Origin of the sequence: Pseudoalteromonas sp. G4, assembly GCF_028875915.1 — a bacterium.
Taxonomy (GTDB): Bacteria; Pseudomonadota; Gammaproteobacteria; order Enterobacterales; family Alteromonadaceae; genus Pseudoalteromonas.
The window spans coordinates 18,875-44,759 of the sequence record NZ_JAPEHW010000015.1 but is presented as its reverse complement, the minus strand read 5'-3'; the positions used below and the strand labels follow the sequence as shown (position 1 = coordinate 44,759).

Annotated in this window: 18 protein-coding genes; 7 read left to right on the top strand and 11 right to left on the bottom strand. The window is 40.4% G+C overall.

Annotated features, from left to right (window positions below; all coding sequences use genetic code 11):
• Positions 1-213 precede the first annotated feature (213 nt).
• Both ON073_RS07200 and ON073_RS07195 read left to right on the top strand, forming a co-directional pair.
• Positions 214-1,116: a DMT family transporter gene (locus ON073_RS07200; RefSeq protein WP_274761196.1), complete on the top strand. Its 903-nt coding sequence runs from the start codon at positions 214-216 to the stop codon at positions 1,114-1,116.
• Complete coding sequence (locus ON073_RS07195; protein WP_274761195.1) at positions 1,109-1,831, top strand: SIR2 family NAD-dependent protein deacylase; 723 nt, start codon at positions 1,109-1,111, stop codon at positions 1,829-1,831. Before ON073_RS07200 ends, ON073_RS07195 begins: the two co-directional genes overlap by 8 nt.
• On the opposite strand, the gene ON073_RS07190 is transcribed toward ON073_RS07195, so the two are convergent.
• A complete protein-coding gene (locus ON073_RS07190) occupies positions 1,828-3,765 on the bottom strand; it encodes a RecQ family ATP-dependent DNA helicase (RefSeq protein WP_274761194.1) in 1,938 nt (645 codons plus the stop codon). The two genes, ON073_RS07195 and ON073_RS07190, sit on opposite strands and share 4 nt — an antisense overlap.
• Before the next feature lie 114 nt (positions 3,766-3,879).
• Between ON073_RS07190 and ON073_RS07185 the strand changes: the two genes are divergently transcribed.
• The 3 genes from ON073_RS07185 (at position 3,880) to ON073_RS07175 (ending at position 7,236) form a co-directional block, all read left to right on the top strand.
• Positions 3,880-4,251, top strand: a complete 372-nt coding sequence (locus tag ON073_RS07185; RefSeq protein WP_274761193.1) for a nuclear transport factor 2 family protein — start codon at positions 3,880-3,882, stop codon at positions 4,249-4,251.
• Positions 4,252-4,277: 26 nt separating this feature from the next.
• On the top strand, positions 4,278-4,778 hold the full coding sequence (locus tag ON073_RS07180; RefSeq protein ID WP_274761192.1) for a DUF1543 domain-containing protein: 501 nt from the start codon (positions 4,278-4,280) through the stop codon (positions 4,776-4,778).
• A 331-nt stretch (positions 4,779-5,109) separates the two neighbouring features.
• On the top strand, positions 5,110-7,236 hold the full coding sequence (locus ON073_RS07175) for a S8 family peptidase (RefSeq protein WP_274761191.1): 2,127 nt from the start codon (positions 5,110-5,112) through the stop codon (positions 7,234-7,236).
• Between the two features lie 71 nt (positions 7,237-7,307).
• On the opposite strand, the gene rimO is transcribed toward ON073_RS07175, so the two are convergent.
• The 5 genes from rimO to ON073_RS07150 form a co-directional block, all read right to left on the bottom strand.
• Entirely contained in the window at positions 7,308-8,720 is a 1,413-nt protein-coding gene (rimO, locus tag ON073_RS07170) for a 30S ribosomal protein S12 methylthiotransferase RimO (protein ID WP_274761190.1), read from the bottom strand.
• Between the two features lie 207 nt (positions 8,721-8,927).
• Complete coding sequence (locus ON073_RS07165) at positions 8,928-11,537, bottom strand: glycosyl hydrolase family 18 protein (RefSeq protein WP_274761189.1); 2,610 nt, start codon at positions 11,535-11,537, stop codon at positions 8,928-8,930.
• A gap of 75 nt (positions 11,538-11,612) precedes the next feature.
• Positions 11,613-13,190: a lytic polysaccharide monooxygenase gene (locus ON073_RS07160; RefSeq protein ID WP_274761188.1), complete on the bottom strand. Its 1,578-nt coding sequence runs from the start codon at positions 13,188-13,190 to the stop codon at positions 11,613-11,615.
• Positions 13,191-13,234: 44 nt separating this feature from the next.
• Positions 13,235-16,396, bottom strand: coding sequence for a glycosyl hydrolase family 18 protein (locus tag ON073_RS07155; RefSeq protein WP_274761187.1), 3,162 nt, complete (start codon positions 16,394-16,396; stop codon positions 13,235-13,237).
• A 555-nt stretch (positions 16,397-16,951) separates the two neighbouring features.
• Complete coding sequence (locus tag ON073_RS07150) at positions 16,952-17,077, bottom strand: hypothetical protein (RefSeq protein ID WP_274761186.1); 126 nt, start codon at positions 17,075-17,077, stop codon at positions 16,952-16,954.
• A gap of 252 nt (positions 17,078-17,329) precedes the next feature.
• On the opposite strand from ON073_RS07150, the gene ON073_RS07145 reads away from it, so the two are divergent.
• Both ON073_RS07145 and ON073_RS07140 read left to right on the top strand, forming a co-directional pair.
• Positions 17,330-18,166, top strand: a complete 837-nt coding sequence (locus ON073_RS07145) for a DUF6997 domain-containing protein (protein ID WP_274761185.1) — start codon at positions 17,330-17,332, stop codon at positions 18,164-18,166.
• A gap of 2 nt (positions 18,167-18,168) precedes the next feature.
• On the top strand, positions 18,169-20,193 hold the full coding sequence (locus ON073_RS07140) for a DNA phosphorothioation-associated putative methyltransferase (protein WP_274761184.1): 2,025 nt from the start codon (positions 18,169-18,171) through the stop codon (positions 20,191-20,193).
• On the opposite strand, the gene ON073_RS07135 is transcribed toward ON073_RS07140, so the two are convergent.
• The 5 genes from ON073_RS07135 to ON073_RS07115 are packed head-to-tail and all read right to left on the bottom strand — an operon-like array spanning position 20,158 to position 25,874.
• Positions 20,158-20,964, bottom strand: coding sequence for an HNH endonuclease (locus ON073_RS07135; RefSeq protein ID WP_274761183.1), 807 nt, complete (start codon positions 20,962-20,964; stop codon positions 20,158-20,160). The genes ON073_RS07140 and ON073_RS07135 overlap by 36 nt on opposite strands.
• Positions 20,965-21,022: 58 nt before the next feature.
• On the bottom strand, positions 21,023-21,475 hold the full coding sequence (locus ON073_RS07130) for a hypothetical protein (RefSeq protein ID WP_274761182.1): 453 nt from the start codon (positions 21,473-21,475) through the stop codon (positions 21,023-21,025).
• The gene (locus tag ON073_RS07125; protein ID WP_274761181.1) at positions 21,468-23,528 is read right to left on the bottom strand and encodes an AAA family ATPase; all 2,061 of its coding nucleotides are present in this window, start codon (positions 23,526-23,528) and stop codon (positions 21,468-21,470) included. The genes ON073_RS07130 and ON073_RS07125 overlap by 8 nt, the downstream gene beginning before the upstream one ends.
• The gene (locus tag ON073_RS07120) at positions 23,509-23,739 is read right to left on the bottom strand and encodes a CxC ATPase DNA modification system associated small protein (RefSeq protein WP_274761180.1); all 231 of its coding nucleotides are present in this window, start codon (positions 23,737-23,739) and stop codon (positions 23,509-23,511) included. The genes ON073_RS07125 and ON073_RS07120 overlap by 20 nt, the downstream gene beginning before the upstream one ends.
• The gene (locus tag ON073_RS07115) at positions 23,739-25,874 is read right to left on the bottom strand and encodes a DEAD/DEAH box helicase family protein (protein ID WP_274761179.1); all 2,136 of its coding nucleotides are present in this window, start codon (positions 25,872-25,874) and stop codon (positions 23,739-23,741) included. The genes ON073_RS07120 and ON073_RS07115 overlap by 1 nt, the downstream gene beginning before the upstream one ends.
• Positions 25,875-25,885 lie beyond the last annotated feature (11 nt).

Genomic DNA, 25,885 nt, shown 5'->3' with positions numbered 1-25,885 from the left:
CCCATTCCAAACGACTCTATAGTTTCTTTAATTAAAATTTATTTTATAGCAATGAACTCAATTAACTCGCTACAAGTATGGAACACATGGCAGGCCAATATGGTCAATGCCCTACTTCGTCGTACTTAACGCGGTTAAATGTATTAACCGCAGGTAAAAGCGGTTAGTCTCTCCCCCTCACTTCTTTTATCTGCCAAACTTAGGAACGCTATCATGCCTGTTAAGGTATCGTATTTTTTTGTCGTGCTAATTTGGTCAACCACACCACTTGGTATTGTTTGGAGCAGCGATTCTATTCCGCCAACCATGTCGGTATTTTTACGCATGTTAATCGCGCTTGTGCTTGGCGCATTTGTAATGGCAATTGCGAATATCCGTCTACCTTGGCATGGCAGGGCGATAAAATTATATACGTATTCTGCACTTGGGATTTATGGCGGTATGATGCTGAGTTATTTTGCCGCACAATCAGTGCCTTCAGGTGTTATTTCTCTGGTATTTGGTCTTGCGCCTATTTTGTCAGGATTACTGGCACAGCGTATTTTAAATGAAGCCAAGTTCAGCAAAATAAAAGTGGTCGCACTGGTAATGTCGGTGCTTGGTTTAGCACTGGTATGTAAAGATCAACTGGTAGGTAAATCGGTATTTAATGTTGGCCTGTTGTACGTACTTGCTGCGGTATGCTGTTTTAGTTTAAGCGGTGTCATGGTAAAAACCGTCAAATTGGCAATTCACCCAATGGCAACCACCTTTGGCGCGCTGGTGATTGTAACACCACTCTTTTTTGTCACTTGGTTGTTAGTAGATGGCACTTTTAATCCGAGTTTATGGAGTGAGCGCGCTATTGGCTCGATTATTTACCTTGGCGTCTTTGGGTCATTGCTTGGCTTTTTGGCGTATTTTCACGTACTGCAAAAGTTAGATGCCAGCACGGTTGCGCTTATCACGTTAATAACTCCGGGGTTTGCTATTGCGCTTGGTACATTACTCAATAATGAATCGTTGTCAGTGTCGTTAGTAGTAGGTGCAATCATTATTTTAGTCAGCCTTGGTTTATTTCAATTTGGCGATAAACTACTTAAAACCAAAAAAAGAAGTGCTTTAGGCTATGAATAACATTTTATACATCACGGGCGCGGGCGTAAGTAGCGCCAGTGGCATTCCAACATTTCGCGGTGAAGATGGTTACTGGACCATTGGCAGTAATAATTACACACCGCAGGAAATGGCTACCCGCGCCATGTATCAACATAATCCTGCTGAGTTTTTAGCGTGGTATTACAAACGATTTGTGACTTACCGAAACCATGGTCCTAACGGCGCGCACTATTGGCTTGCCGATAAAGACCTGATCACACAAAACATTGATGGCCTTGATGGCAAAGCGGGCAATGAAAATTACATTTCAATTCACGGGCGTATTGATGAAGTAACTTACTTTCATGAACAAGGGCCTGTGGTTGAGCGTTTTAAAGCGCCATGGCATGAAGTAGACGAGCAAAATCTTAAAACGTCGTTACTCGATATTTTTAAGATTTCAAAACACGGGCCTGAGCTTAATGTGTCATTAAAACCTTATGTTTTACTGTTTGATGAGTTTTATACCGAACTTTATCAAATAACCGAGGCGCAAAACCGCATGTTTAACGCCGATAAAATGGTGTTTATGGGTACATCTTTTAGCGTCAACATTACCCAAATGGCGCTCGAAATTGCACGGCAAAATCAAATTCCTATTGAGATTGTTGACCCAAATCCAACCCATGTAATGCATAGCGATGTCACTTATCACCAAATGACCGCGCTTGAATACATCGAAAAAATCGCTTAGCGATTTCGCGCTACTGCATTTTTAACGGCTTCAAATGGCACGCTATCGTACACCGCATACCCTGCCATTTTCGACGCCTTTACTTTAGTGAATACAGGTTGTGTTAGGCCTGTTAAAAATCGCGCTGCAAGGGTGTCGCTTAGTGCAAATCCTTGCCCATTAAGTGCAATATCTAACGGTGCTAAATAATCGTTAATTTGGCTTTCAACTAACTGTTTTTGCGTATCAATGTAATTCAACTGAGCAATTTGTCCACGGCACACACTGCAATGACCACACTGCTGTGGCGCACCTTGGTCATCGAAATAACGTGCTAAGTTGTAGCTTAAACAGGTGTCTAACTGAAAATAGCGCAGCATGGTATTAATTCGCGCAACTTCACTTTTTTCATTGTTTAAAAAATACGTGGCTAACTGCGATACCAACTCAGGGTTTTCAAGCTGCGAACTATCCACTTGATAAACATCGATAAGCTGTTTACTTTCAAGTTCGATATCGCCTTGCTCATGTAAATACTCAAGTGCCGATAACACCCGAGAGCGCTCAAGTCCCGATTGCAATGCAAATTCGTTTACATCAATACTGCCCCATTTTTTCTTAAAGTCGGTAGCATTAAAAAGCTGATTTAAAAAGGTTTGCCGTTCGCTATTAAACTTAGTCAAAATTGCTGCGCGGTCTAACTTAAAATAATAACGATACTCGGCGAAGTAACTGTATTTTGGCACCAATACACCAAGTAATTCGCACTGCACTAACAGAGTTTTTAGAGTGAGTTGGCGAATATTGGTAAATTGCGACAATGCATAAATTTGACACTGCCACTGGCTATCCTCGGTATTTTCACGAATATCTGCAAAAAATCGCTCTAAACTCGCTTGCTCTGGTGTGTCGCCATAAACAAAGTTTTCAAGCGTGGTGACATCATCTAAATTACCCAATACAAAACAGTTAGATGGCAAGCCATCGCGCCCTGCGCGGCCAATTTCTTGTGAATAGTTTTCGATTGATTTTGGTAAATCGTAATGCACCACAAAGCGAATATCACTTTTATCTATCCCCATACCAAAAGCAATCGTCGCAACTACCACTTGGTTATTGCTTTGCATAAACTGGTTTTGTAGTTGCTGGCGTACATCACTGCCAAGCCCTGCATGATAGGCCACTGCATTTACGCCTGCTTGCCTTAATTTTTCCGCAACACTTTCGGCCGTTTGTTGCAGCGTTACATACACAATGCCACAGCCATTTTGCGAGCGTACCAGCTCAATTAATTGCAACTCTTTTTGCCCTGCAAGCGCAGGAATAACCGATAAGTCTAAGTTCTGCCTGTAAAAACCGGTTTGCACAATATGCGACTCGTTTATGGCGAACTTATTCGCCATATCAAGTTTCACTTTTTTGGTTGCTGTTGCGGTGAGCAGCAATACCAAAGGAATCTTCAAGTCTTCACGATACTGAGGTAATTTTAAATAATCTGGCCTAAAGTTATGGCCCCATTCTGAAATACAATGGGCCTCATCAACCACCAGCATTGAAATGGCAACCGAGTTAATAAACTGTCGAAAGCGCTCGTTTTTAAAACGCTCTACCGACACCATAAGAATTTTTATTTCGCCTTGCCGTACACGATTAACCACATCAAAGTAGCTGTCTTTATTAAGGCTTGAATCTAAACTAGCTGCTTTGATGCCTTTGCTATTTAGAAAATCCACCTGATCTTTCATCAACGCAAGGAGCGGTGACACCACTAAGGTTAAATGCGGTAACAGAAGTGCTGTGAGCTGATAACACAATGACTTACCTGAGCCGGTAGGGAAAACAGCCAGGCTTGAATAGCCATTCAGCAATTGCGAAATGGTTTGCCCTTGCCCTTCACGAAATTCATCAAAGTTAAAATGGTGTTTAAGGGCTTGCTGCAATTGTGTTTGATTCATTTCGGCTCACTAATAATTGATATTGGATGACAGGTGAAAATTCATCGCAAAATCATATTTTGAAAGGTAAAACTTTACTACAATCGCCTTCTTTGGGCTAATACAGAATAGAAAATGACGCTTACGGAACAAGAAAAACAAACAATCGCAATTGTTGATAAACAACTGGATGCTTATAACAACCGCGATATAGATGCATTTGCTGCAACTTACCATGATGATGTTGAAATTCATGCGTTTCCTGGCGGATTACAATACCAAGGAAAAGACGAGCTAATTAAACGCTATGGCGCTAAATTTGCGTCGCTGGTTTATTTAAATGCCACTTCCCTAAGCCGCATTGTAAATGGCAATTTTTTAGTAGATAAAGAGCGTGCTTGCAGCGCATCAAGCAATCCAGAAAACATTGATAACGATGTAGTGGTGATTGCCAGCTACCAAATTGAAAACGGTTTAATCAAACGCGTAACTTTTATGCGTGACTAACTAAAACTGCAACGTGAGTGAATATTATGAATCGATTATTTATGGTGTGTTTAGGCGGTAAGGTCACAGGCTGTAATATTGAAATGCATGATATTCGCTTTGTGATTGGCGAAAGTATTGAGCACACATTTACAACGCTCAAGCAGCAGTGGTGCGGCGATAAAGCCAATGTTCACATGGATAGTTATTGTGAAATCAAGCATGTTGATGGCTTTGATATTACCTTAACGCGGCAACAGTCAGAGTCAAAGCAGAGGTTATACTTCGTCAACTTAGGTGCTTATTATCCTGAACATATTATGGAGCAGCATAGCTTTGAATTAATTGTTGCCAATTCACCAGAGCAAGCAAAACAAATCGCGCTCAGTCGCGCACCTACACAACTGCAAAAAACTCACAAAGACAGATTAATGGACGTTGACGACCTACTGCCCATTGATTTGGTAGACGGTTATTTTATTGAATTAACCTACTCAGGCAAAAGCCAAGATATAAAACCAGCCTGGTTTGGCTATCACCCACTATAACTACAACTATTTTCGTAACTAAAAACCATTATTGCTATTAAAGCAAAAATAACACTTCGAATTATCTTAATTTCACCTCATGGTTTTGTATTAATTACACTAAAACCGGACAAATGCCCTGTCGAACAATTCATAAACCATTGAAATATATCCATTAACATCCATTTACACTGTAAAAAGCAGCGCTGTGCAAGAGTTCCTCTCACTTATAACTATTTGCTATTAAGTTATTCGTTTTTAATAATTTATTTGTTTTGCTTTCACATTAAATTAACAATAGATCCCATTATGGGCACAAGATATTAAGCAACAAAATAACTTAGGGAATACTATGAATAATAATAAATTATTAAAAAAGAGTTTATTAGCAACGCTAATACCACTTGCGATAAGCGCTAATGCAAATACACTGGCAGAGCCAACACAACTTGCTGAAGTAAAAGCAAAACTTGTTGGTCAAACGCAATTATCAACACAGTTCATCATTAAATATAAAAATCAAAGCCCAGCACTAGCTGAATTTGACCATCAGGCCGACCAACAAACATTCGTGCCTCGTGTTTCTGCACAGTCATTTGTTTCTAACTTCAAAACAAAATTAAATAAGCAATCACGCTATGTTCGCCCAATGGCACTGGAAGGTCTTCACGTTGTAAAAGTAGACGGTAAGCTATCTGCTGAGCAAACTCAGCAATATATGCAAGACATGATTGCATCTGGCGATATTGAGTACATCGAAATCGACCAAATGTTAAAGCCATTTGCAACACCAAGCGACCCACAATACTCAGATCAGTGGCACTACTATGAGTCAACGGGTGGTTTGAATCTGCCTGGCGCTTGGGATAAAGCAACAGGTGCTGGTGTAACAGTTGCCGTACTTGATACAGGCTACCGCCCACATGCTGATTTAAGCGCTAACCTGCTACCTGGTTACGATATGATCTCTAACACTTTTGTGGCTAACGATGGTGGCGGTCGTGATAGCGATGCACGTGACCCAGGTGATGCAACAACCAGAGGTGAATGTGGTACAGACAGTTCAGGTCAACCAGTACCAAGCGCTGATCAAAACTCAAGCTGGCACGGTACTCACGTAGCAGGTACCGTCGCTGCAGTTGCTAACAATGGCGAAGGCGTTGTTGGTGTTGCTTATGGCGCTAAAGTTGTGCCTGTGCGTGTACTTGGTAAATGTGGTGGTTTAACTTCAGATATCGCTGACGGCATCATTTGGGCATCAGGTGGTTCAGTGTCTGGTACAACTGCAAATGCCAACCCTGCATCTGTAATTAACATGAGCTTAGGTGGTTCAGGTGCATGTAGCGCAACAACCCAAGCAGCGATTAATACAGCACGCTCAAATGGTGCGGTAGTCGTAATTGCAGCGGGTAACGACAATGACAACTCTGCAAATTACAACCCAGGTAACTGTTCAGGCGTTGTAAACGTAGCATCTGTTGGTCGTAACGGTGGCCGTGCATACTATTCTAACTATGGTGCAAACATCGATGTTGCAGCGCCAGGTGGTGCACAAAGTTTCGCTAACGACCCTGAAGGTGTGTTATCAACTTACAACTCAGGTGCAACTGGCCCAGGTAGCGACAGTTACGGTTACTCGCAAGGTACATCAATGGCTGCACCGCATGTTGCAGGTGTTGCTGCGCTAATTAAGCAAGCGAAACCAACGGCTACACCAGATGAAATTGAGCAAATCTTAAAATCAACGACGCGTTCATTCCCTGCAACGTGTACAAACTGCGGTACAGGTATTGTTGATGCACTTGCAGCCGTAAATGCGGCATCAGGTGATACGACTCCACCAACAGGTGACAATGTACTTGAAAATGGCGTTGCAAAAACAGGTCTATCAGGCGCTAAAAACGCACAGTCATTCTTCACGATGGAAATTCCATCAGGTGCTACGAATGTGACATTCAACTTAGCAGGTGGTACTGGGGATGCTGACTTATATGTGCGCTCTGCTAGCAAACCAACAACATCTAGCTTTGATTGTCGCTCTTGGAACTCAGGCAATGGCGAAACCTGCTCTATTGATAACCCAACAGCAGGCACGTACCACATTATGCTAAATGCCTACAGCGCATACTCAAGTGCTTCACTCACAGGTAACATCACAACATCAGGTGGCAACACGGGTGGTGGCGGCTCTGTAGATAATGTATCTGCTAGCCGTGGTACATGGGCTCGTTACACTATCGATGTGCCTGCAGGCATGTCTAGTTTTACAGTAACACTTGCTGGCGGCTCAGGCGATGCTGATCTTTACATTCGTAACGGTAGCCAACCTACAACATCAGCTTATGACTGCCGTTCTTGGAACAATGGTAATACTGAAACATGTACTATCACTAACCCAGCAGCAGGAAAATGGCACTTAGGTGCTTATGCTTACAGCACATTCTCTGGCGTAACGTTAGACGCGCAGTACAAACCTTAATTAGATCCCTCTCTGAAGACAAACAAAAGGCCGCAATTGCGGCCTTTTTTATATCTTAATTTTACTGCTGGCTAGCGAACCACTTCGCCCCAAAGGTCATATTCATCTGAATGCTTAATTTCAACATTCACAATATCACCTGGTTTTACATTAAATTCTTCATTTAAGTAAACTAAGCCATCAATTTCAGGTGCATCTGCATAAGTTCGGCCAATTGCGCCTTCTTCGTCAACTTCGTCGATAAGCACTTGCATGGTTTGACCAACACGTTTTGCTAGGCGCGCTTTACTGATTGCTTGTTGCTTGATCATAAAGCGCTCAAAACGATCTTGTTTTACATCTTCAGGTACTTGGCCTTCAATTTCATTGGCTTTTGCACCTTCAACTGGTGAGTATTTAAAACAGCCAACACGATCAAGTTGTGCTTCTTCAAGCCAATCTAACAGAATTTGGAAATCTTCTTCAGTTTCACCTGGGAAACCAACAATGAATGTAGAACGAATAACCAGCTCTGGGCACAGCTCACGCCATTTTTTAATGCGATCTAACGTGCGCTCAGCCTGGCCAGGACGCTTCATTAGTTTAAGCACTTTTGGGCTTGCATGTTGGAATGGAATATCTAAGTATGGCAATAATTTACCTTCTGCCATCAGTGGGATCACATTATCCACATGCGGATACGGATAAACGTAATGTAAACGCACCCAAATACCTAGTTTGTTAAGCGCCTGACATAGATTAAGCATATCGCTTTTCACTGGCATGCCGTTCCAAAAGCCCGTTTTATGTTTAACATCAACACCGTAAGCGCTGGTATCTTGACTGATTACCAATAGCTCTTTTACCCCAGCTTGTTTTAAACGCTCGGCTTCTGATAACACATCACCAATTGGGCGCGAGTCTAAATCACCACGCATTGATGGGATGATGCAGAAGGTACAACGGTGATTACAGCCTTCCGATATTTTTAAATACGCGTAGTGCTTAGGTGTTAACTTAACGCCTTGATCAGGAATTAAACTGGTGAACGGGTTCGCTTTTGGCTTGGTGGTAAATTCGTGTACATGTTCCATCACATTCTCATAAGAGTGTGGGCCTGTAATGCCTAAAACATTTGGGTGTACTTCACGAATTTCATCTTCGCGCGCGCCTAAACAGCCCGTCACAATTACTTTGCCGTTTTCTTTTAACGCTTCGCCAATAGTATCAAGCGATTCTTGAACTGCGCTGTCGATAAAGCCACAGGTATTTACAATCACCACGTCTGAATCATGGTAGCTATTTACCACTTCATAACCTTCGGTGCGAAGCTGAGTAAGAATACGCTCAGAATCAACTAAGTTCTTAGGACAGCCCAAAGAGACGAAACCGACCTTAGAGCCTTTATCGGCAGATTGCGACTGCGTATTCTCTTGTGCCGCAATGGTTTTTTTAGCCGTTTCTAGTGTCGTAGTTTTGTTTGGATCAAATTGTTCGACTGTCATAAAGCCCCTAGTCAGTAAACACGAAATTTAAGGGCGGGGATTATACCTCAAACTTAATTGAGAGGGAATCAACTAGGCTACGGCATCGATTTAACCATTTAGGTTGTTAATGATTTAACTAGTAAAAAAATACTTAAAAGTATGCAATGGGTTTTGCCGCAAAATAAAAAAGGCAGCGGTAGCTGCCTTTTTACTCATTTTGAAAACTTACTTTGCCCAAACAGCTGCAACGCCTGGCTCTTCGCCTTTGGTCCACCATTTAGCTGTGTATGTTTCGTTGTTGTGAGTTACCTTGTCACCTGAGTTGTAAACAAGGTCTGCACGCCATGCGCGGACTTGGCCGTCATTTGGGATCACTTCTTCCCAAGGGCCGCCAAGATCAGGGCGGTCACCTTGTGTCCACCACTTCGCTTTGTATTCAACACCGTTGTAAAGCACAGTATCGCCACCTGTGTAGATAGCATCGGCATTCCAAGTTGTAGTGCCACCAGCATCAACATTTGTCACTGTTACTGTAAAGCTTTCTGTAACTTCATCAGTACCATCCGACACAGTAACAGACACTGTGTAGTTGGTATCTGCTGTTACTTCACCAGCAGCAAGTGATACATTTGCGCCACTTCCTGAAAGTGTTAAACCAGTTGGTACATTCCAGCTATAGCTTAGAGTATCGCCGTCAGCATCGCTTGCCGATACGCTTACCGCTACCGATTTACCTTCTTCCACTGTTTCGTTAGCGATTGGCGAAACCACAGGCGGTTCGTTAATTACGACAACATCTGAAACCACACGAATAATCGCTGATTTAGTTACTGTGTCTGTACCGTCTGATACGGCCACTGTAACGGTGTAATCAGTATCTTGCGTTACCGTTGGCGCAGCAATTGATACTGTGTCTGTATTAACACCTGAAAGAGCTAAGGCTGCATCACCTGTCCAGCTGTACGTTAGTGGGTCGTTATCGCGGTCACTTGCCGTTGCTGAAAGTACAACACTTTCACCTGATTTAACCGTCGTTACACCCGGTACTGATACCACAGGTTTAGTATTGCCACCTACAACGCCTAAGCCTTCGTGCATTGCATTTAAAATATCGCCGTTATCTGCGTCAATTTCCCACGCGAATAAACCTGCAAGGCCTAAATTACGCGCATACTGGCCTTTGGCTTTTACTGAACGCGGGCTATCGTAAGTAATTAATTTACCTGTTGATTTATTCCAAACATAAGCACCTTCAGCCACTTCATCATAACCAACTTCAAAGCCGTTGATGCCAGTTTCAGCCGCGCCAATCATATGGGCTTTAATGCCTTTATAATCAATAACACCTGCTTCCCATACACCTTGTGCAGATGTACCAGTTAGCTTGCCGTTACCCGGTGCTGTCATTGGGTTAGTGCCATCGCTTGAGTTTGCTGGGTATACACCTTCCCAACCACGGCCATACATTGCTGTACCAAGTACAATTTTGCCTGGCTCTACACCTTGTTGTAGTAGCAGTTGAATGCCGTTATCAGCGGTATAAGCTGGGCCTTTACGCGGTTCGCCTTTATCATCAAGGCCTGTGCCATCACACTCACCAACACTCATATGGCTGCCACAATATAGCGCCGTTTGGTGGCCTGTTACATTGTTCCAACCACCATAGAAGTCGTAAGTCATAGCAAAGATGTAATCCATATACTGCGCCGCTTGCGGGTAGTTTACGTCTTCAATTTTGTCGTAACCCATGCCGATAGCCGAGGTTAATTGATACGGTTTGCCCACTTCCGCTTCTAGCTCATTTAGCATTGCGCGCAGCTCTTTCATTAAATCAATGTAAGCTTGGCCATCTTTTGCTGGGTCGCCAAGGTTTGGATTAGGGCCGCCACCACCTGGGAATTCCCAGTCAATATCCACACCATCGTAGAATTTCCATGTTTTTAAGAACTCTTTCATCGACGCCACAAACACATCGCGGTTTGCTTTTTCAGTGAAAGCATGGAAGGGGTCAGACAATGTCCAGCCACCTACTGATGGTAAGATTTTTAAGTCTGGGTAACGCTGTTTCAGCGCCATTAATTGCGAATAGGTACCACGAATAGGGTCTTTTGCATCAACACCTGGCAGTGACTTTTGAATTGCCGCCCATGGGTCGTGAATAACCACTTCATAATCTTGTGAGTCAGCACAGGCTTTTTGTAACGCGCGCCAGCTATTACCGTTTTCAATTTCTTTTAATGACTCGTTCGCGCCACAAATTGGAATGAAACCATACAAGATATGCGTTAAGTTTTGGCCTGGCACTTTGGTTACATCAAAGTCACGGCCATAAATGCCCCACTCTACAAAATACGCGCCGACAACTGTATCTGGCGATGTGCCATAGTTGCCATTGTTTGGATCAACATTCATTGGTAATGGATCTAAGTGACCACCGTCTGTGTCTGCAATCACAATCGCTTTTGGTGCACTTGCAGCACAGGTAGTGCCTTCACACAACTCCAAGGTCATTTGATGACGACCCGACTTAGTGTAAGGGAAAGTAATAGTGCCCGACTTAGTACCCGCAGGCAGACTGCCTTCGTTTACGACAACACCATCAAATTTTACCTTGTAGCCATCGCCACCATCACCACTCCACGAATTCCATTTAATCGCAATATCAACCACGTCTTTGCGGGTAACAAGCGACTTGTATGAACCTTGTCCGTCGATATTGACATCAACAAACGAATATTTTTGATCTTCCCAGCTAATGCTTGGAGCTGAAGGTGCAGCGAATGCTTGTCCTGAACAAAGCGCAGCTGCAACTGCTAGAGATAACTTTTTAATCATAATTATGTTCTCTTAAATTTATTAAAAAACCGCAACGACCGAAACCTAGCCGCCGTTGCGGCAAGGGGTAACGGGTTAAAGTTGTTGCCACACGGCAGCTGTGCCCGGCTCTTCGCCTTGCGTCCACCAGCGTGCTTGGTATTTTTGACTGTTGTGAGTTACGGTATCGCCTGCCGAATAAGCCTTACCCACTTGCCAAGCATCACCTTGAGAGGGTGTTTCTAGCTCCCATGCGCTGCTGGAATCAGGTGTTTCGCCTTTTACCCACCACTTGGCTTTATAAACCTTGCCTTGGTAGCTTGCTTTTTCACCTGCGTTATAGGCTTTGTTGGCATCCCATGCCGGCACATCAGGGTTAACAACCACATCGTTTACCGTCACAGTGAAGCTTGATGGCGTTGATAATTTGCCATCAGACACCGTTACATTTACGGTAAAGTTTGTGGCTGCCGTTACGCTTGGTGCAACCAGCGTTAAGTTCGGCCCATCAACAGAGTAGGTAAACTCACTTGGCACCGTAAATTGGTACGTAAGTGGGTCGTTTTCATCGTCAAACGCGTGCACGTGCACAAGTGTTTGCGTGCCTTCATCCATACTCACAGGTGAAACTTGGTGTACCTGAGGGGCTGTGTTTTCAGGCGCTGAAATGATTGATAATGCAAAACTGTGATCACTTGACGTCGCAAATACTTGGTTAGACGCTAAATTTGCATCATCAAATACAATTTCGCCTGCGCTGTTTTTAACACCTACTTGCATTTCGCTGGCGTAATCAAGGTTAAGCTTTTGTGCGAGATCGCTTTGCCAAGTAGCTTGGTTTTCAGCAGTTACAGCAAATAGCTGATTTACAACTTCGTTGCCGGTCGCATCAAATAAACGCACATGTACGCTATCGCCTGCGACTGCATCTTGCCCTTGGCGGACAAAGTAACCTAGCGCAAACCAATCAGTTGGGATTACAGTGTCGCGCTCAATAACAATATCGCTACAGTTATAAAAGCCTTCACCTACCACATCAACACGCTGCCAACGGCTGTAAAGCACGGCATCGCCACTACGATCAGCTGGAATAGCTACGCTCATTTCGTAATAGCGTTTACCATCTGGGTCTTTCACAAACTCAATATTGTCGTGGCTTTGAATAAGCTCAATATTTTGCCAAGTAAGGGTATCGGTAGCAGGGTTAAAACCCGGTTTGGTTAAGTAAAACTGCCAAAAGCTCGGGTTGTGTGGCGTAGTTGCACGGTAGCGAATTTGAATATCACCATTAGCATTTGGCGTAACCACGGTTTTTTGCCAATGGGGTGAAGGTAAATCCATACCGCGTTTTTCTGCACTGCCCGCGGCACACAAAGTGCCATTTGGCACATTGGCTTCAACCGCAGCTTGGTTTAGGTAATCAGGCGTATTTACAGCAAATTCATGCTCTTGAATAAACTGCACATGGCCTGATTCTAAAAATGCCGCGCGACACGCCAAATTTGGAATATTGCTGCCATCAGCTGGCCACCAATATCCGCCCTGCGCTTGGCAAAATGCCTGACGCGCTTTTGGGCTATCCATGTAGCCATGTGCACTTACATTTAGCGATGCCGTTGCGCACGCTAAAAGCACCGAGCCAGACAACACACTTAAAGTAAATTTAGTATTCATAATGTTCTCCAAACTGTGAGGCGCAAGGCCTCACATAGGCTGGTTTATAACGTACAAACGCTATCCCAATCGGCAGATTTGCCAGGCTCGGTTGATGTCCACCACTTGGCTTTGTAAACCGCAGTCGATGCGCCATCAATCATTAAGTCACCGCCTGAAGCGTGCGACGGGTTGCCCGCCCAATCAGTACGAGGGAAGTTTGGATACACTGGAATATCAGCTACTGCGACACCCTCACAGGTATCGGTATTACCACCGCCTGTGCCACCACCGTTACCTGGCGTTGCCTCTGGAAGGTGTGGGTATTCAAATTTAGCGGCGTATTGCTTGCCATCTTTTTCAAATACAAGGTTTACTGGGCCAGTAATTGGCATGTAATACATTACTTGCGCATTAATGGTTTCGCCCGGCGCAAACGATTTAGCTGCACCGCCCCATTCGTTAACAAATGAGATTGAGAAACGGTGGAACTCGTTTTCAAAGCCGCCAATGTTGTTGCCCGCAGCGTTCGAGCGATTAACCTCAACTGCCATGCCCAGCTTTTCTTGTGCATTCCAGTTTGATTTGAAAATAGCAGAGGTTGCTACTGGCACATCAAACGATACTTTTGCACCGCTCAAATCAATATTTGAGTTATTGGTAAAGCTAAAGGTTGGTGCAATTGGGTAGTTGTCGTCACCAATTGGGAAGTCTTTTACCACAAAGCTTACGTCAACTGCTTCAGCGGGTAATTGATGCGTTTTTTCACCTTTGTTGATGTCGTACTTAGAAGCCGCCTGTGCAAACTTGTTGTACGCAAGTGACGTCATGGTAGAGCCCATAAAGTACTCTTTTTTAACGCTATCGTAATCAAAGTCACCAGCCAGTTCCCAGAACATGATGCCGCCAAGCCCTTTGTTGATAACATAATCAACTTTAGTGCCCATTGACTCTTCATCTTCGATTGATAGGAACACGTTTTTATCAGCATTCCAAAGCCAAGGCGCTACTGCCACTGAGTCGTAATGACGAGTGTAAGTGCCTACTAGCTTATCAGTTGGATCGTTAGCTGGATCTAAACCATAGTCTGCTAAGTAGCTAGGTAAAATGCCATTTTGTAGGTTTTTAACATGCCATAACGGGTTGCTGCCTGCTGGCATTTCGTTACCGTTTTCGTCTAGGTCATGCCACATGTTGTCGATGCCAACTGCACCGTTACCACATTTGTTTTTCTCACCTACGCCAGTACCTTTGGCACAATCAGCTTGGTTCGGTAACGCAGCGCGCCCCCATAAACCGTTTTCGCCACCCGATACGTCTTTAAAACCACGGGTATAGTACGGCACACCAATGTTGATGCGACCTGCGCTTAAACCACCGCGGAAATACGTAACCGCCCAATCGGTATTTAAATAGCCAATACCTTCAAACTCTTTAGTGCCATACACATTCCACTGCGCAAGCTCTGAGTCTAGGCCAGTATCGTAAAGTGCTGCATTGTGACCAACGTGGTCGTTCCATGCACCGTGTAAGTCGTAAGACATGATGTTTACGTAATCGAGATATTTAGTAACTTGGAACGTTTCCATACCACGCAGTAAATAACCTGATGACGGTGATGCAATGGTAAGCATGTAGTGTTTACCTGCGAGTTCACCTGCTTTATCAAGCTCTTCACGCAATGTTTTCATTAACACTTGGTAAGAGGCATTTAACCCTGCACGGCGTGCATTTGAAATTGGGAAATCATCAGGGTGACCTGAATCATTCATTGATGATGGGTATTCGTAGTCAATATCAACACCATCGAAGCCATATTTTTCAATAAATTCAACGGCGCTTTTCGCAAATGCGTTAATGCCTGCCGTGTTAATTGAACCATCTGCGTTGGTTGTCATGGTGTAGAAACCACCGCTAGCAACACGGTTGCCGCTTACGTCAAAGTAACCACCTGTTTCTGCCCAACCACCCACAGAGATCAGTGTTTTAACGTCTGGATACAGTTTTTTGTATTTATTCAGTAAATTGAAGTGACCTTTGTATGGCAAGCTTGGATCAAGCTCGGCACCTTCAACACCAGGCCATTCCATATTGGTTGCCGCATTACCCGCAGCATTTGGATCGCCAATTGATACCTTGTTGTTTGCATCAACATGGGCAAACGCATAGTTAATATGAGTGATTTTATCCCATGGAATATCATCCACTAGGTAAGACGGCTGACCATTGGCACCATTTCGCCAACTAGTGAAATAACCAATTACACGACGTGGGTGATCGGCACCCATATCTTCACGGCCATCGGCATCGTAAATAGTACAGTAAGGCGTATTTACACCCGGTGTTTGGTAAAGCCCTTCTGGTTTACATGCATCGCGATCGTCTGGGCCTGTGGTGTTATCAACAACACGTAAACTTAATACTGCGGCTTGTGACACTGCGTCTTTATCATCGGTTGCTACTAGGCTAAATTGCGTATTGCCTAACGTAGTTGCATTAAACGTATAACTGCCACTTGCGCCAGCAACTTGTAGAACCGAAACTCCATCTTGAAATAGCTCTAGGCCTACAACAGTGCCGTCTTGATCGCTACTGGTTAAATTTAAGACAACGCTGTCATTCAAATTAACAGAATTAGAACCCGCATTGCTTGTAATACCTGCCGTTGGCGCATAGTTGTCTGGCACTACTTCTGCCACGCTGATGCTGGTTGCCGCAGATACAGTTTCAGCGCCTTTGTCATCGGTTGCGCGCACACTAATTTGATGCTGCCCTTTCACTGCTACCCAACTAGTTGTGTAAGGTGCTTGCGCTAGCGTTGCAATTGCAGCCCCATCAATCAACACTTCTAGTTTAGCCACTGTACCGTCGCTATCTGATGCTTGCGCCTCAATGACAACGCTGTCACCTTCAGTAAAAGAACTACCACTCATAGGTGATAAAACTTCAGCCAATGGCGCTTGGTTTTGTTGGCCATCGCTACATGCACCTAGGTTTTTCCATTCTTGGTATTGCCCAGAATGTGTTACAGGGTCTGCCTGTGTCCACCACTTTGCTTCATAAGCGGTATTGGCTTTTTGTACTTGCTGCCCGCCAGTATACGCCACGCCCGATTGCCATTCGGCAATATTGCTGCAATCAACCGCTGCTTGGGCTGCCCACCCAGAAACAGCTAACGACAAAACACTCATTTTAAATAAGCGCTTGCCGATTGTTTTGTTACTCATACTTCCCCCTAATGGAATTTAGCTAACTGTCTTTCGACCCCATTAGTGATAACACATGATTAACAATTAATGAAATTAGAGCAACAACACCACTCAAAAGCCAACAAAAACAAAATAACCACCATTAAACATAAGCTTAGGTTAATTTAAATACCTTTTTACTAGCACATTCAAACTAGGCAACAAGTATTAGGAACCCCAATCAGGTACATATGTAAACAATAGGTAAATTTAATTTATTCTCTTGCAAAGTAAGCAAACTCAAGCATATAACCAAAATAAAAAGGTCTATTCTTTTTAAATCTATCGTGTTTACGAATTTTCACAATTAAGTAATCATTTTGACTAATAACTGTAATAAAAGCAGGGTTATTTCACACAATAATTGCTCAATTTATGCAAAACAAAGAAATGAACAAGTGAGATAAAGGTAAGTTTTGAAAATTAGAACGCTAATTTTCAAAGTAAAAACAAGAAATAGTTACTTTAAATTAGCGTTAGGTAAAATTAATTGACTAAGGGCTTAGTTCTTGGAGAAAAAGCCGTATCTATATTTTAGTCTTCAGCAAGCAAACCATGAGTATATAAACCAAATAACACTTCAATTTGTGAATTGTGCTTTTTAGTGCTCACTGCGTTACAGAATTCACTACACCAATGCATTTGTGTAGAGCTCATCACTTTTTGTAGCGCCTCCATACTTGTTATAGTTCTTAAACTTCCTTATTCTTTTGATTAACTTATAAAACTGTAAATGGTTTATGGATAGCAAACAACAAGGCCAATGGCTAACCAGTAAAGAAACTAAAAAGCTTCTAAAGATAAGTGATTGCAAACTCATGCATAGGCGTGAACGTGGTGAACTAAAGTTTGAAAAGCGAGGTCGAGCCTACTTTTATTACTTTGAAAACATAACTAGCAAGGAAGATTAGTATGGTATTTAGTAAGCTACTTGCTCAAATGGAATCGGAAAATACAGAAATATCACTACCCATAAGTTTTCAAAACTATGCGGCGTCAGTAGGAAGCAAAGCACAGACAGCACCAAGCATATCAATTGATTCTTATTCTAAACTACCAAAAGAGTTAAAAGCATCGAATACTATGGCCTTGAGGCTGGGCTCTCGCAAAGGTTGCAAACAAACACGCTTTTCACTTATTAAAACAAACAATGTAAAGCAGTTTTTTTTCGATGATAATGCACTTTTTTCTTCTTTAACGCCTGAACTATATTTACCTAATGTTTCAATAAGAAGTTTATTTGCCTTTCAATTACTCCCAAAAGTAACAGAAACATCTGTGGTAAATTTAGCGCTTGCATCAGGCTTATTGGCTGAAGCTTTAAACTTTGAAAAAGACCAAAATATTATTGTCCCTGCAACTGGTCAAAGCATTTTTACCTTTAAATTTAAACCATTACTTCATAATGAAACTGTGTTAGAACACATAGATGGACAAGTTGAAATTGATGCAATATTTGTAGCGAAAAGAAACGGTAAAGAACATTTATTTGTTGTTGAAGCAAAACATGGTGACAAACTAGATACACTTGCAAAACACAAACTGTTATACCCCGCATTAAGTGTACTGCAAAAATTACCACCTAGTATGCCAATAGTACCTGTGTATCTGCGTAGCGTTAAAAAAGAGAATGGAATTGATTTTTACATTGCTGAATGCCCTGCTATTGTAAACAGAGACGATGAGCTTTATTGTTTAGAACAGCTTAATCCTTCGAAAGTCCATGCGCTCCACTTATCAAATTACTAACTATGAATGCAGAACAATTTAAAGAACTAGTCAAAAAAGTAAAAGTAGCCAAAAAATTACCAGATGCCATTTACTTCCATAAAGACGCATTCTCTCATGCACCATTAGAGTTAAAAAAGTTTGTCGATATTGTCGCAAAAGCACTTAAGATTCCCGATGATAAATGGAATCTCGTAAAGCTGTTTAAATCTGAATTCCGCTTATCGCTTTTACATTACCCTGAATTTTATAATGACTCTTACCCTGCCCTTCATCAAAGTGTGACTGTAGATCTTGTAAAGCTCACTCATAAAGTTACAAAGTACGACAGCTCTGAAAACCCGCCGATACTTCACCGTAAAGAAACTATGATAGGTGAAGAACACCCAAGTTATCAGTTATTTTGTGATATCACCGCAGAAGGCGAACAAGCAGGTTTATATGAAAATACACGGATGATCGGCTTTCAAAATTCATGGTTAAGACTCATAGCGAAAAAAGGCTATGAATTGGTAAACGGGCGCCTTTTTCGTACATCTGCACTGCCTGAACTGGAAAATGAACAAACCATCGATAGGCATTTAACTGCTATCGTTCGTTATGAACTTTCAGCTCCTATGAAAGCCCTTGCTAAAAATGGCTACCTAACTGGAGACTACTCTATATTCGATTATGGCTGTGGGCGTGGTGATGATTTAAGAGAATTAGAAGCACATGGTATAGATGCACTTGGATGGGATCCTAACTACCGACCCGATGCTGATAAGGTAAACTCTGATATCGTTAACATTGGATTTGTAATAAATGTGATAGAGGACAGGGATGAACGTATCGAAGCGATATTAGGTGCTTGGGAACTTAGTGATAAGTTACTTGTAGTTTCAGCCATGCTTGGAAATGAAAGCCTGATAAGTCAATTTCAACCCTATAAAGATGGCGTTATTACTAGCCGAAATACATTTCAAAAATACTATACACAAACAGAACTTAAAACCTTCATTGAAATGACACTTGATGAAACAGCCATTGCGGTTTCACCCGGTATCTTTTTTATATTCAAAGAAAAACAACTAGAACAACAGTTTTTACAAAACAGGCATAAACGTGCTTATCATTGGCAACACCTTACCGCCCCTGAACCTGTAAATGAAAACCAAGCACGCATACTATTTACACAGCATGAGAAACTTTTTGAATCTTTTTGGATTACTTGTTTAAGTTTAGGTAGGTGCCCTGCAAATGACGAATTTGACCAATCAAACAAAATAAAAGAAGTAATCGGCTCAAATAAGAAGGCACTGCAACTTGTATTAAAATGGTATAACAAAGAAGAGTTAACGCTTGCAGAGCAAATGCGAAAAGAAGACATATTACTTTACTTTGCACTCGCCCAATTTGAAAAACGCAAACCATACACACAACAGCCGGAAGATTTAAAACGCGATATCAAAGTTTTTTTTGACAATTACAAAATAGTACAAAACCAAGCAACCGAACTATTATATGAAATTGCTAATGTTGAGCTAATTAATCAACTTTGCTTAGACGCAAATAAAACATTGCCTGCCAGTAAACTTGATTATGAAAATGGGTTACCTCACGCCCTAACACTACATAAAGATTTTATTCCCCAACTACCACTAGTGCTTAGGGTATACATTGGCGCTGCTCTTCAAATGTTTGGTGACCTTGACGATATTCAACTGATTAAAATACACATTAACTCTGGCAAAGTAACATTACTCGGATTTGAAGGTTTTGACACAACCCCACTGCCACAACTTAAAGAACGCGTAAAAATAAAAATGGCAGAACAAGATGTCGATTTTTTCGATTACATAATAGAAGAAAAGCGTCCTCTACTACTCGATAAAATTAATTACATTGATGAAACGTTTGACGATTACAAAAAACAAAAGGCGTTTAATAAACGCCTTTTGAAAGAGTTTGAATTTACTGAAGTTACAAAGCTAAATATAAATCAAATTGAAAATTTACTTAAGCAGAAAGCGTTATCGATAAATGGTTACCGATTTTTCTCTGTCTAAAAACATACTTTGATGGTATTCCAGGTATTCAAACTGTTTATCACTGAAACAATACTGCCTAGTTAAATCAATCTGCCACTGTTCAAATAAATTAACATCCAAACTATTTGAATGCATCATTAGGCCCTTGTTATTAAATGAAATCAGTGCAATATCAAACAATTTATCAATATGCGGAGATAGCAACAAACCATTATGACCATCGTATTTTTCTCGGTGGTTTGATAAACGCCAAGGTTTAATATGGCTCGCAATCAATAAACGACTATCTTTAACACCTGTAACTAAGCACTCTCCATTATTAACATTTAAAACGTTACTTCTAAAGTAACTCTGCCCAATCCTTTGATTTGTAAATGCCTTATATTCCGTCACTCCATTTACATTTTCAAACGGTAAGATTGAATTTTCATATCGCTCACTTCTTGTATAAACATAAAACCTATTTGAATTAGCTATACATCTTTCAAACCACACTTCATCACCTATAGATATAGCCTTAAAAGCTGAATAACCTCGAGCTCTAGAAAATACGATCTTATGTCTACCATCATTTTTACGCTGTAACTGAATATCAAAAACACAGTTATCAACTACAAATTCAATTTGTTCACTTTTAGTACCGTGTTCAAGGTCATCGTCATAAAAGAAATAAACAATGTCTAGCGGCACACCAGTTTCTAAACTTTTGACAAAAGTTTTGTCTGCAGTCTTAATTGCTAAATTTGGTGACTCTAACAACCAAGAGTATGAGCTATAAGGGTATTTCATTAACTTGTAGAATCCTATATACCTATTGCTTTGAATAAGCATAAATGCATAAAAATTCTTATGCGACAGAAACTAAAAACTCAAGAGTTTCTTGAAACAAGACCTCTGAATAAATCGTTTCATCAATGTTTTTTGTCAACCAATCATCTATATGATGTAAGCCGCCATTACAATAACCCTCAAATATACCTATTGCATCCTTTAAGTTTTCGTCTTTAATAATATCTAGCATAGGTGTTTTGGCTAAGGCAATAAGATAAATATAAGCGTCGTGGTCTGTTGTCGCGTATGTTTCCATAGATATAGAAACGGCATTAGAGCGAGAATTCATTGGTTCAAACTTGTCTAATTGAAACCCAACTAAAGCAGCAAAAACCATAAGCTCTTTTACTGTTTTGAAGACTGCTTTTTGATTATGTGCATCTTTACTTGCGCACAACTTATTAACTAGTGGTTCAAACTTATTTTCTCGGTGAACCCTAAGCTTTTGCCAATCTATTTCATTATACATTTAACACCACCTCTTCGATTGTTACCTTATCGAATTCACTACCAAATTTAACAACATCATATTCCTTACCTAAAACTGATAACTTAGTAGGATATGTACCTTTAAACTGATCTTCAGTTAATATTGTATGTTGTACTAGGTTGTACTCTTTACCTATTTTGTGTCTGAAACCTTTGTCCGTATGTGACTCAGTCCATTGAGCTTGTGAGAACATAAAAATTGATTGCTCAACTGACTCAGAAATGTACTTGACTAGCTCTCTGCCATTATCAGGTCCTATAAACGCTAAAATGGAATCTGCGATAAAAGGGGCTATTGCACCGGGTGTTAACAAATGTTGTTTCGCATTTGCTCTGTCTTTAGAAAATTGTATTAGTGCTATGATGAACGAAATAGCTAACATGGCCTGATAGCCATTACCAGCAGCTACTTTTTTACCATCTTTATCAACAATGACCCAAGTATAACTTTCTTTATTGCCTTGCTCTTTCTTAATTGAATAACCATTAAATGCAACTCTTTCAAACAGTTCTCTCATTTTTGCAAGAATTTTTAAATCAACCCCGGTAGAGGCTGACTCTATTGCTTCCTTATATAAATCACTGATTTTTTCAGTTGAGGTAATTAAAGCTTGATAAAGTTTAGCCTTTGGTTGTGACAATCCAAGCTTTAAAAGTTTTTCATCTGTAACTTTTAAATCAATTGTGAGCCTTCTAACTTCACTCTCTAAATTTGTAACCTGTCTTAATAAGTCTTCATTTTTAGCCTTAGATTGAGCTCTTTGCTTTTCAACCTTTTTTATATCTTCAACATCTGATTCAACAATTGTGTGTGTTAACTCTTCGATATCTTTATTTAATCCGTGAATCTCATCCTGATATTTTTCAATCTCATCTAATACTGAAAGCATAATATCTCTAGGAGGCGATACTTTAACCAACTTAGAGTGGAGTGAAGTAACAGCTGACCAACGTCTCTTTAAATTCACATCTACGGCAGCTTGTTGTAAATCTGAGATAAGTTTAAAGGCATTACTTTCCTCAGGAACAGCAGTACCACAAATACATTCATGGTTTTTGAGAATTTCTGAGATTAACCTTTTATCAACTGTGTACTTATGAGAATTCTTTAACTCATCAATATTAATTTTATCCAGTTCAAATTGAGCTAACCTGCTACAAAAGCTGTCTGATAACCAAATTGGTAAATTTTTTAATTTCGCTTGTTTCTTTTCAATCAAACTACGTTCAGCAACTTTTAAAGCTGAATTCAATTTGCTTCTTGTATGTATTTTTTCTTCTAAAATGCTTTTATCAAAACGAGCGAGCGCTCTTTCGCTAGACTGATATTCAGATTCGGCTATTGCCTGCTCCTCTGTTCTTAACTTTAGGTTTTTTTTCGTAAGCTCAAGATTTGCTTGAAGCTTTTCTTTTAATGCTGACTGCTTTTCAGATTCGTTCGTTGTATCATAACTCGTAAGTTCTTTAATGTAGTCATTTCTTATTTTGGTGAGATGCATCAAAGTTTTTTCTGCAACAGTTAACCCTAAAACTTTGCTAATTGCCTCTTTAATATGATTAAAATCATTTTGACTACTAAGTGTGCCGGTACCTTCACCTTGATAGAAGAAATAGTCAGACATCTCTTTGGGTAAAATGCTATTGATAAAAGTATTTGGGTTCTTTTCTTCATTTGATGCGTAACAGCCATCTTCTCCAATCTCAAAAACTTTTAATTGATTCTTTCTCGGAGTATGTGTGCCCCTTCGCTGAACTTCAAAAATCTTATTGTCATGTGACAATAAGATTTTAACACTATAAGCATTTACATTTTTTGCCAAAGCATGTTTGTTAATCAAAAAGTTTTGGTCTTGTAGATTTTCTGTTGTCTCTTCATACAAGCACCACTTTAAAGCATTTAATAAAGCCGTTTTCCCTCCATTGTTCTCACCATGAATTAATGTGACTGAATGTTTATCGCCCGTTGCAAATTCAATTGTCTGCTTGCCATAAAATTGTCTAAAGTTATTAATTTCAAGCTTTATTATTTTCATTTATTATTTCTTCCGCATGAAAAGTAATTATGTCTTTTATTTTTTTTAAATGCTGAGACTGAGTTACATCGCCGTAGTGTAGCTCTTTTTCAATCTTCATAATCTTTAATGCAGCTCTATGAGCTGATGATTTTTTTGAATACTCCTCAAAAGCATTTTCTGCGTCTTGGTTTGCTTGAGCTAATAGCTGTTTTAGTTCATGAATATCCATCAACATAATCCTAATTTTTTAATTGCTATTTCTACATCTGATGGGTTAATAGATGTCATTTTAAAATCGGTGACACGTTCTAATTCTGCTTTTCTTAGGCTCTCTGCAGCAGAAGATTTTGCGCGCTTTGGTGGAAGTACTAAAAAATCAATTATCTTAGCTTCATTTTTCGAATGCGACTTTCTTAAAACGCGCCCTCTTCTTTGCACGTATTGTCGAGGGTTTCTTGAACTTGCAAGAATAAAGGCGGTTTTACAGACTGGTACATCAATCCCTTCATCTAAAACTTTCATTGCTACTAATGCATCTATAAATTGGTTTTTAAAATTCTCCATAATCGACTTTCTTTCAGAACCCGTTTCATAAGAAGTAAATTTGGCAACTTTTACACCAGAGGTGAATAAAGACTTCGTAACATCTTCAATATAAGGCTGCTCTTGCCCCTGTGCTTTTCCTTCACCTACATAAATCAATGAATGTGTTAGGTCCATAGTGGGATTTTGCTCTATATAGTTTATAAGAGCGGGTAATTTACCATTACATGTAGCTAGCAGCCGAGAACGTTCACCACATAAGCTACTTAATGCAAGTTTACTCTCAGGTGATAGTTTTTGATTTTTGGATTGATTTATTAAACGGCTAATTTTTTGGGTGATTTCTTCATAAAATTCATATTCTTCCTCTTCTAACTCTACGCCGACAATTTCATAATAATAAGGAGAAAGAATATTGTCTTTTATTGCGTCACTTAACGAATATTCACTAACAATACCTTGAAAATAATTAATTAAATTTTCTTTGTTTGTATTGGTGAACGGTGAAGTGTCGACTTCATCTTCATCCGAACGGAAAGGTGTTGCTGAGAGGCCTATGCGATGTTTACTGTTAGGTAAATGATCAAATAGCCCATTACTTCCTAAATGATGACATTCATCACCAATGAAAAGTATTTCATCATTTGGTAACTTTTCTATTTCAGCTTGAAAAGTATCAGTTACTAGTGTTCTATTTACCACAACTAAACAAGCAAAATTTGTTTTACCATTGAGATATAATAACAATTTTTTCTTAAGACTATTTGTCCAGTTCTTAGAGTTTTCATAACATCTAATGGCAGATATATTGAACTGAGTTAACTCATCAACCCATTGGTTTGCAAGTTCAATATAAGGAACACTGATAATTACAAATGTATTCAACTTCGCTTTACTTCTTTCTTTGTAAAGATCCACTATGCAAGTTATCGAGGTAATTGTTTTGCCTGCACCTGTGGCTAATTTGAATAAACCTTTATAATCAGCATTTTTCCAGCTTTTAATGGCTAACTTTTGATGCTCGAACAATTCAAAAACTCTTCCTTTCAGCATCAAAGGAAGAGCTGGTAGCCGCTCAGTAATTAATGCTTTTTTTACTGTTGTTTTTGACTTTTTAAAGCTATAAGAAAAAAAAGGACGGCGTTCTTCTACTTGATTGCTATCTAGTGGAAAAAATTGCTTTTTAAGCTCATATAAATCTGCGCCATTCTGAATAGATTTATAAAAGTCTGAAGTCAATGCTATAACTTTTGTTCTCGGGTTTTGGTCTTGCCAAAGCAGTTCAAACTTATTTATCTCGTCTTGACCATAATCACAAAACGAATCCCGCCAACTAAAATATACTGATATCTCTTCAGAATTATATTTAGTTAATCCAGCCAAAGTTTCGTTTGCAGAACCACTAAATACGATTTTTTCACTGCCTTTATAAAATATTCCAATTTTCTTGTGGAACATCCCTTTGTGAGTAAAGGCAAATTTTATTTTCAATTGTCCTTTAGCAATTAAGTAAGTCAACAGATCTAAGTGGTAGTTCTTTGAATTAAATAAAATATCGCTTAATTTAGCTATTCGAGACTCAACAGGGTTTTGCAAACCTCTCATGACAGCTTCATACTCTGAATCATCCAGTGGGTCGCCAATAACTAGTCTTATAGTTCCACCAGTTTCGACAAATACTTCTAGCCCTTCAGCTGCTGAAGCGAGTACTTCAGAACTAAAATAGCCGACAGATCTATCATAGTTTTCAGCCACCTTTAGAGCTGGTGTATAAAAACTCTGAAGTATATCATCAACTTCAGAGTCATATTTAGGTTTCAAATTCAAACTGG